At 73.2% G+C, this 8,423-nt stretch carries 8 protein-coding genes and 1 pseudogene; 4 read left to right on the plus strand and 5 right to left on the minus strand.

The window, feature by feature from the left end; all coding sequences use genetic code 11:
* Positions 1-5 precede the first annotated feature (5 nt).
* On the minus strand, positions 6-1,865 hold the full coding sequence (locus tag QFW77_RS00120) for an ArnT family glycosyltransferase (protein ID WP_280572111.1): 1,860 nt from the start codon (positions 1,863-1,865) through the stop codon (positions 6-8).
* Positions 1,866-1,999: 134 nt separating this feature from the next.
* Here QFW77_RS00120 and QFW77_RS00125 point away from each other — a divergent pair, with 134 nt between their 5' ends.
* From QFW77_RS00125 to QFW77_RS00140, 4 genes and pseudogenes are all read left to right on the plus strand, one after another.
* Positions 2,000-2,953, plus strand: coding sequence for an AAA family ATPase (locus QFW77_RS00125; RefSeq protein ID WP_280572101.1), 954 nt, complete (start codon positions 2,000-2,002; stop codon positions 2,951-2,953).
* 75 nt (positions 2,954-3,028) lie between these two features.
* A pseudogene (locus QFW77_RS00130) lies at positions 3,029-3,924 on the plus strand (DUF58 domain-containing protein).
* A complete protein-coding gene (locus QFW77_RS00135; RefSeq protein ID WP_280572102.1) occupies positions 3,917-5,893 on the plus strand; it encodes a transglutaminase TgpA family protein in 1,977 nt (658 codons plus the stop codon). Before QFW77_RS00130 ends, QFW77_RS00135 begins: the two are co-directional and overlap by 8 nt.
* Positions 5,890-6,402 carry a Slp family lipoprotein gene (locus QFW77_RS00140; RefSeq protein WP_280572103.1) on the plus strand — a complete coding sequence of 171 codons (513 nt, stop codon included), beginning with the start codon at positions 5,890-5,892 and terminating at the stop codon, positions 6,400-6,402. Before QFW77_RS00135 ends, QFW77_RS00140 begins: the two co-directional genes overlap by 4 nt.
* Before the next feature lie 45 nt (positions 6,403-6,447).
* Here the strand turns inward: QFW77_RS00140 and QFW77_RS00145 are convergent, their stop codons facing one another.
* The 4 genes from QFW77_RS00145 to QFW77_RS00160 form a co-directional block, all read right to left on the minus strand.
* Positions 6,448-6,792: a histidine triad nucleotide-binding protein gene (locus QFW77_RS00145; protein WP_280572105.1), complete on the minus strand. Its 345-nt coding sequence runs from the start codon at positions 6,790-6,792 to the stop codon at positions 6,448-6,450.
* Between the two features lie 112 nt (positions 6,793-6,904).
* Positions 6,905-7,498: a recombination mediator RecR gene (gene recR, locus QFW77_RS00150; protein WP_280572106.1), complete on the minus strand. Its 594-nt coding sequence runs from the start codon at positions 7,496-7,498 to the stop codon at positions 6,905-6,907.
* Positions 7,499-7,526: 28 nt separating this feature from the next.
* Positions 7,527-7,847: a YbaB/EbfC family nucleoid-associated protein gene (locus tag QFW77_RS00155; protein WP_280572108.1), complete on the minus strand. Its 321-nt coding sequence runs from the start codon at positions 7,845-7,847 to the stop codon at positions 7,527-7,529.
* A gap of 69 nt (positions 7,848-7,916) precedes the next feature.
* Positions 7,917-8,423: DNA polymerase III subunit gamma/tau C-terminal domain-containing protein (locus QFW77_RS00160; protein ID WP_280572109.1), on the minus strand; the 507-nt coding region annotated here is incomplete at its 5' end.

The following is an 8,423-nucleotide window of genomic DNA, read 5'->3' on the forward strand; positions in this document are numbered from 1 at the left end:
CGGCCCTATTCGATCTCCAGCGGCTGCTCGCTCCAGTCCTCGACGCTGCGGTCGCGGCCATGCAGGCGCAGGCCCAGCCAGTGGCGGCCCGGTGGCAGCGGCGCATCGGCGCCCAGCGTGGCGCGAAAGCCGACATCGGGATGCGAAGGATCGGTCGAACCGCCCCAGAACCCGGCCACGCCCGGTGCCGGCAGCCCGTACTCGGCCTCGGCGACCACCTCACCGTCGAGCGTCACTTCCACCCGGTACAGGCCGATGCCGTCCTTGAACGCCCATCCGGACACCTCGAACGGCGCCTGCACCGTGCTGCCCGCAACCGGCACGTCGATCCAAGCCAGCGCCGGGGTCACGCAGGCCGGCCCATCGCGCTGCGCGGCGCCGCTCAGGGCGAACAGCAGGAAACGCTGGCGGCCATGGTCGATATTGAGCACCCGCGGCGGCGGCAGCGGCCCGACCCGCTCGCACAGCGCCTGGTAGCGCCGGAGCAGGTCGCGATAGGGCACGTCGGTGGCCCCGACCACCAGCAGCACCGGGTCGTCGCCCCAGTCGGACCGGCCGGCGGTGTGCAGGCCCCAGAGCTGCAGTTGCGGGGCGCGCCCGTGGGCGCGGTTGAGCGGATGGTCGAGCACCGCGATCCGCGGATCCTCCAGCGCGAATCCGAGTTCCGCGCCGATCTTGAAGTTGCCTGCCACGATCCGGGTCTCCGGGGGCATCCCGGCGCGCACTTCCGCGACCGTCTCCGCCAGCGTGTCCCAGCCGGCGAAGTTGGACGGGTACCATTTCAGCGCCGCGCTCTGCGCGCGCACCGCGGGGATCGAGACCGCGACGTAGTACCCGAGAATCGAGACGAGCCCGGCCGCCGCCAACCCCCAGGTGGCCCGGCGCAGCCAGCGCGGCCATGCGTCGAGCAGCGCCGGCAGCAGCGCCAGCAACGCCAGGTATCCGGGCAGCGGCCAATGGAAACTCACCCGCTCGGTGTCGGCGAAGAAGCCCAGCCCGAAGAAGCCGGCGACCACCAGACCGCCGAGCAGCGCGAACAGCCGCTGCACCTCGGTGCCTTCGCGCAGGGTGCGCCATGCCGCCCACAGCAGCGCGACGAACAACAGCGGGGAGACCAGCAGCACCTGCAGCGGCAGGAACAGGATCCCCTCGGGATGCAGCGCCCACGGGTGGCGGTCGATCAGCTGGAAGCGCAGGCCGGCCTCGGCGTTGTCCAGGTTCCAGGCCAGCAGGGGCACCCAGGCCGCGGCGCCGAACGCCACCGCGACCCACACCCGCGGATCGCGCAGCGCGCGCCGGCCCGCCGGCAGCAGCAGCAGCGCGACGATGCCCACGCCGATCACGGCGATGAAGCGGTAGTGGCTCAGTGCGCCGATGGCCAGCCCCAGCGCCAGCACCAGCGGGCCGTTGTAATCGACCCTGCGCAGCAGCCGCGCGCCGGCGTCGATGCACAACAACGTGGCCAGGGCCATCGGCACGTCCGGCAGTGCCAGCAGGCCGAGGCTGCCGGCCAGCGGCAGCAGCACCGTGGCGCTGCCGGCCAGCCATGCGCTGCGCTCGTCGAACTCCCGCGCCACGATCCGGACCATCAGCCACGGCAGCGCCGCGGCGATCAGCAGGAACGGCAGCCGCACCCCGAGGTGGGTGTTGCCGGCGACTTCCACCCCGATGCGGATCAGCCAGGCGGTCAGCCCAGGAAGATCCGAATAGGCCCAGGCGGGGTGCTGCCCCTCCTGCCAGTAGAAGGCCTCGTCCACGAACAGCGGCAGCTGCGCGGCCAGCACCAGCTTGACCAGGCAAACCGCTCCCCACAGCCACAGGAACGCGCGCCGCGCCTGGAGGGCGCGTGCGTCGTCCCCACGCATGTCGATGGCATTCGGCATCCGCATGCGACCTCGTTACACTCGCGGGTGTGTGTTGCGATGGACCGGCCTGGGCGTCCGGGACGTGGTGGCGCGCGCAGCAGTCCGGACCCACCCTTCTACGCCGGAGATCGCCGATGTCCGTATCCCCCGCGCATGCCGACATGCTAACCGACGATCTGGCGGCCGCGCTCAGGGCCGCGCAACAGCAGGTGAACACCCTGGTCCTGGGCAAGGCGCAGGAAGTCCGGCTGGCGTTCGTCGCGCTGCTGTCCGACGGGCACCTATTGATCGAGGACCTGCCGGGGCTGGGCAAGACCACGCTGGCGCATTCGCTGGCCGCCACCCTGGGGCTGGGCTTCCAGCGCGTGCAGTTCACCTCCGACCTGCTGCCGTCGGACATCGTGGGGGTGTCGGTCTACGACGCGCAGAGCCGCAAGTTCGAGTTCCATCCCGGCCCGGTGTTCGCGCACGTGCTGCTGGCCGACGAGATCAACCGCGCGCCGCCGCGCACCCAGAGCGCGCTGCTGGAAGCCATGGCCGAGCACCAGGTCAGCATCGACGGCAGTACCCACCGCCTGCCCGAGCCGTTCTTCGTGATCGCCACCCAGAACCCGCTGGATCTGGCCGGCACCTATCCCCTGCCCGACTCGCAGCTGGACCGCTTCCTGCTGCGCCTGAGCCTGGGCTATCCGGGCCGCGACGCCGAGCGCGCACTGCTCGCCGGCAGCGACCGCCGCGGCCTGATCGCACAGGCGCGGCCGGTGCTCGATGCGGCCCAGGTGGTGCAGCTGCGGCAGGCCGCGCGCGCGGTGCATGTCAGCGACGCGCTGGTCGACTACGTGCAGGCGCTGGTCGAGCGCAGCCGGCACCATGGCGGCGTGCGCGTGGGCCTGTCGCCGCGCGCCGGCATCGCCCTGCTCCATGCCGCCCGCGCCTATGCGCTGCTGCTCGGCCGTCGCCACGTGCTGCCCGAGGACGTGCAGGCCCTGTTCGCGGCGGTGGCGGCGCACCGGCTGGTGCCGGAGTCGGAGGCGGGCGACAGCGCAGCACTGGCCAAGGCGATCCTGCATGCGGTCCCGGTGGACTGACCGCGCGGCGCGGCCGGGCGCCGGCCCGGGGGCGCGGGCGTGAGCGCGGCGGCCGTCGGGGACGGCGGCGGGAGACTGGCCGGCGCCGCACGCCGGCTGCTGCTGCTGGCGCGGCCGCGCGCGCCCGAAGCGCTGCCGGTGGTGTTCGACCGCCGCCGCGTCTACGTGCTCCCCACGGGATTCGGCCTGTTCTTCTTCGTGCTGCTGGCGACCATGGGCGTGGGCGCGCTGAACTACAACAACAATCCGGCGCTGCTGCTGTGCATGCTGCTGGCCGGCACCGCGCTGGCCAGCCTGATCGGCGCGCACCTCCAACTGAGCGCGCTGGCGGTGCATGCCGTCGGCGCAGAGCCGGTCGCCGCGGGCTGCGGGTCGAGACCGGACCTGCAGCCGCCACCGTAACGCTCGAGCAGGGCGCCGGCGAGGCGGTCCTGGAGCTGCCGACGGAGCGCCGCGGCTGGTACGAACTGGAGCGCATCCGGATCTCCACGACCCGCCCGCTGGGGCTCGCCCGCGCCTGGGCCTGGGCCTGGCCGGAAGCGCCGGCGCTGGTCTACCCGGCCCCGGAACCGCATGGGCCACCGCTGCCCGAGGGCGCCGGCGACAACGTCCAGGCGCGCCTGCATCCCTCCGGCGACGACGTCCACCACCTGCGCGGCTGGCGCCGCGGAGACTCCCGCCGGGCCATCGCCTGGAAGCCCTCGGCGCGCCGCGACACTCTGCTGGTGCGCGAATACGAGCAGCCGCAGGGGACGGACGTGGTGCTGGACTGGCGCCAGCTGGGGGCGCTGCCCTGGGAGGACCGCATCCGGCGCCTGGCGCGCTGGGTCGACGAGGCCGAGCGCGACCAGCGCCGTTATCGCCTGCTGCTGCCGGGGCAGCCGCCGCTCGGCCCGGCCGGCGGCACCCAGCACCGCCACGCCTGCCTGCGCGCGTTGGCGCTGCTGCCCGAGACCCCGGCACATGGCTGAGCGCCCGTCGCCGCCGCTCGACGCCGGCAGCCGCGCCTGGTCCCTGGCCGCCTCCGCGGTCTGCCTGGTTCCGCTGCTGCTGCAGCTGCCGGGCCGGGCGGGCATCGGAATCGGGACCCTGGCGCTGCTGGTGGCCGCGGTCTCGTGGCGCTTCCGCGTGCCCGGCTGGCTGCGCCTGCTGCTGGCGCTGGCGCTGATCGGCCTGGTGCTGTCGACCTCGCGTTTCGCATTCGGTCGCGATACCGGCTGCGCGATGCTGGCGGCGATGCTGGCGCTCAAGCCGGTCGAGCTGTTCACCCTCCGTGACGGGCGCAGCCTGTTGGGATTCGCGCTGTTCGCGCCGTTCGCCACGTTCCTGCTCGACCAGGGCCCGCTGTCCCTGCTGCTGGGGCTCGGCGGGGCGGCGCTGGTGCTCGCGGCGCTGCTGCGGCTCGCGGAACTGGAATCCGCATCCCCCGCGGCCACCGCGCCTGGGCCCTGGCGCCGGCTGGCCACGGTGGCCCGGCTGATGGCGGTCGGCCTGCCGTTGGCGCTGGCGGCATTCTGGCTGTTCCCGCGCATCGGCACGCCGCTGTGGGGCGTCCCCGAACGCGCGGTGGCGCGCCCAGGCTTGTCCGACACCATGACGCCCGGCGAATGGATCGACCTGCTCGGCGACGATTCGCCGGCGCTGCGGGTGCAGTTCCTCGGCGCGGCGCCGCCGCGCGAGCAGATGTACTGGCGCGGGCCGGTGCTGGTGCACTACGACGGGCGGAGCTGGACGCGCGCCGACTGGCTCGACGGCCTGCCCCCGGCCGAGGCGACGCACGGCACCCCGGTCTGGGAATACGAGGTCGAGGCCGAGCCGACCGACCGCCGCCACGTGGTCGCGCTGGAACTGCCGCTGGCCGCCCCCGAGGGCGTGCGGATGGCGCACGACTACAGCATGAGCGCGGAGCGGCCGCTCAGCTCGCTGCGGCGCTGGCGCATGCGCTCGGCGCCGCCGCGGACCCTGGAACCCGAGCTCGCGCCGATGCACCGCGGCCTGGCACTGCGCCTGCCCGAGGGTTTCAACCCCCGCGCGGTGGCGCTGGCGCGGCAATGGCGCCAGGAGGCGGGCGCCGACGACGCGGCCATCGTCCGGCGGATGCTCGAGTGGATCCGCGGCGAGTTCGTCTACACCCTGGCCACCCCGCTGGCGGGGCGCCACGCGGTGGACGAATTCCTGTTCGAGCAGCAGCAGGGCTACTGCGAGCACTACAGTTCCGCATTCGTGGTGATGATGCGGGCGGCCGGGATCCCGGCGCGGGTCGTCACCGGCTACGTCGGCGGGTACTACAACCGTTTCGGCGACTACTGGGTGGTGCGGCGGATGGATGCGCACGCCTGGGCGGAAGTGTGGCTCGCGGGGCGCGGCTGGGTCCGGGTGGACCCCACCGCGGCGGTGGCGCCGGAACGGATCTACGACACCGTCGACGACCTGCCGCAGGGCGGGTTCGACTCACTGGTGCGGATGCGCCCGGTGACAGACTTCGGCGACTGGATGCGGCGCGGCTGGAACGACTTCGTGCTGGGCTTCGACGCCGCCCGCCAGCAGCGCCTGCTGCAGCCGCTGGGCATCGACCGGCTCTCGCCGTCGCAGCTGATCGTGCTGTTCTCGGCGCTCGGCGGCGCGGCCCTGGCGTGGATGCTGTGGCTGGTGGCGCGTGGCGAACGCGAACGCGACCCGGTGCTGCGCGCCTGGCGTCGCCTGGGTACACGCTACGCGCGGCTCGGCCTGGGACGCGAGCCGCACGAACCGGCCGGCCGCTGGGTCTCCCGGGTGCTGGCCGCCCGACCCGGCGCGACCCGGCTGGCGGCGCTCAGCGCACGTTTCGAACGGTGGCGCTACGCTGCCGGGGGTGGCGATGCCGGCTCGGCCCGGGCGCTGGCCCGCGAGCTGCTCGCGCACCGTCCCGATCGCATGCAGGCCCCGGAGAAATCACGATGAAGGAAGTCCCGATGAAGTTCCGCGCTTCCGCTGCTGCGCTCCTGGCCGGTGCGCTGCTGGCGGGCTGCGTCACCCAGCCGGCCCCGCTGCGCGGCGACTACCCGGCGATCACCCCCGAGGACGCGGCCGCCGGCGACCGCACCGGCGCCAGCGTACGTTGGGGCGGACGCGTGATCGAGGTCGAACCGCAGGCCGCGCGGACCTGCTTCACCATGCTGTCGACCCGGCTCGACGCCAGCGGCCGTCCGGACCGCGGCAGCGAGGCCACCGGCGGGCGTTTCCTGGCCTGCCGCGAGGGCTTCTACGATCCGGCGGTGTTCGCGGCCGATCGCGAGGTCACCTTCACCGGCCGCATCGACGGCTACGAGAACCGCCGCATCGGCGAGTACGATTACCGGTTCCCCCGGGTGGCCGCGGACGTGGTGTATCTGTGGCCCGAACGCGAGGACGTGCGGGTGATCGTGCACCAGGATCCGTATCCCTGGCACCACGGCTGGTGGTGGTGGTGATCGGCTGACGGCGCGGCTGGCGGGCCGGGACCGCGGCGGTGCCGTTCAGGCGGCGCCGAAATGCCCGAGCTGCGCGCCGGCCAGCAGATGCAGGTGCAGCTGGTACACCGTCTGCCCGCCGTGCCCGTTGCAGTTCATGACCACGCGGTAGCCGGCCTCGGCGAACCCCTCCCTGCGCGCGTACTCCGCCGCCGCCAGCGCCAGCCGGCCGATCAGTTCGGCATGCTCCGGCCCGGCCGCGTCCAGGGTCGGGATGGTCTGTTTCGGCACGAACAGCACGTGCACTGGCGCCTGCGGGCCGATGTCGCGGAATGCGACCAGGTGCTCGTCCTCGTAGACGATCTCGGCCGGGATCTCGCGGCGGATGATCTTGTGGAAGATGGTGTCCATGGGTGGCCGTGATTCGTGATTCCGATGCGTGATTTGCAGCATAGCGGATGGCGTTCGATACCGGCGCATGGCGCTCTTGCGAATCACCAATCAGCAATCACCGAACCCGCCTTCAAGGCACCTCGCTCCGACTCCCGAAGGCGTGCGACAGGGTGCCGCGGTCGACGTACTCGAGTTCCCCGCCCAGCGGCAGGCCGTGGGCGGGCCGGCTCGGGCGCACGCCGTGCTGGCGCGCCAGCTGCGCCAGGTAGTGGGCGGTGGCCTCGCCCTCGACCGTGGGATTGGTGGCGACGATCAGTTCCTGCACCTCGCCCTCGCCCAGCCGCGCCGCCAGGCGGTCCAGGCCGAGCTCGCGCGGGCCGATGCCGTCGAGCGGGCTGAGCCGGCCCTGCAGCACGTAGTACAGCCCGCGGTAGTCGGTGGCCTGCTCGATCGCCAGCCGGTCGGCAGGCGACTCCACCACGCACAGTTGGTGGATGTCGCGCGAGGCGCTCGCGCACACCGCGCAGATCGGCGACTCGCTGAAATCGCGGCAGCGTTCGCAGTGGCCGATCCGCTCGATCGCCTCGGCCAGCGCCGCCGACAGGCGCGCGCCGCCCTCGCGCTGCCGCTCAAGGACGTGATAGGCCATGCGTTGCGCGGTCTTCTGGCCGACCCCGGGCAACACCCGGAAGGCCTCGACCAGCTGCTCGAGCAGGGCGCTCATGCGCGGGCGACGTCCCGACCCGCGGCGTTCAGAACGGCATCTTCATGCCCGGGGGCATGGCCATGCCCGCCGTGGCCGCCGCCATCCGCTCCTGCGACTCGGCGTTGACCTTGTTCACCGCGTCGTTGAACGCGGCCGCGACGAGGTCCTCGGCCATTTCCGGGTCGGCAAGCACGCTCGGATCGATGCGCACCTTGCGGCACTCCATGCGGCCGGACAGGGTGACGTTGACCATGCCGCCGCCGGCGCCGCCGGTGACCTCGATGTTGGCCAGCTCCTCCTGGGCGCGCTGCATGTTTTCCTGCATCTTCTGCGCCTGCTGCATCAACTGGGCGATGTTTCCACGCATGGGGCTACCTCGGGGCCGGTGGGAAGGCTGGGATGCCGGCAGGCCCGCACTGGCCGCCACCCCTTCGTTCTATTGGCGCTCGTCCAGCGGACGGATCGAATCGGGCACCAGCTGCGCGCCGTGCTGCGCCATCAGCCGCTGCACGTCCGGGTCGGCCAGGAACGCGCTCTCGGCGGCATTCTGGCGGGCATCGCGCTGGCGCGCATGGCGCGCGTGGAGGGTCTCGGCCCCATCCTCCGGCGCCGCCTCGAAACGGATCTGCGGAGGGGCGCCGAATCTCGCCGCGAGGGCCTGGGCGAACTGGTCGACCAGCAACGGCGTCTTCAGATGGTCGTCGCTGGCCGGCAGCGCCAGCCGCAGCACTCCATCGGCATGAGCGACGAATGCGGTATGCGCGGCCAGCTCCCGGACCGGACCGCGCAACGCCAGCCCGGCGAGCAGGTCGGGCCAGCCCGCGGCGTCCGTTGCCACCTCGGCGGAAGGCGGCGACGCGAGCGGGGCGACAGGAGGCGCCTGCGCCGGCCCCAACTGCTGCGGCGCGGCGGTTTCGCGAGGCTGCCCAGGGCCCGGCCCGGG

The organism is Luteimonas endophytica (assembly GCF_029887875.1).
Classification (GTDB): domain Bacteria; phylum Pseudomonadota; class Gammaproteobacteria; order Xanthomonadales; family Xanthomonadaceae; genus Luteimonas; species Luteimonas endophytica.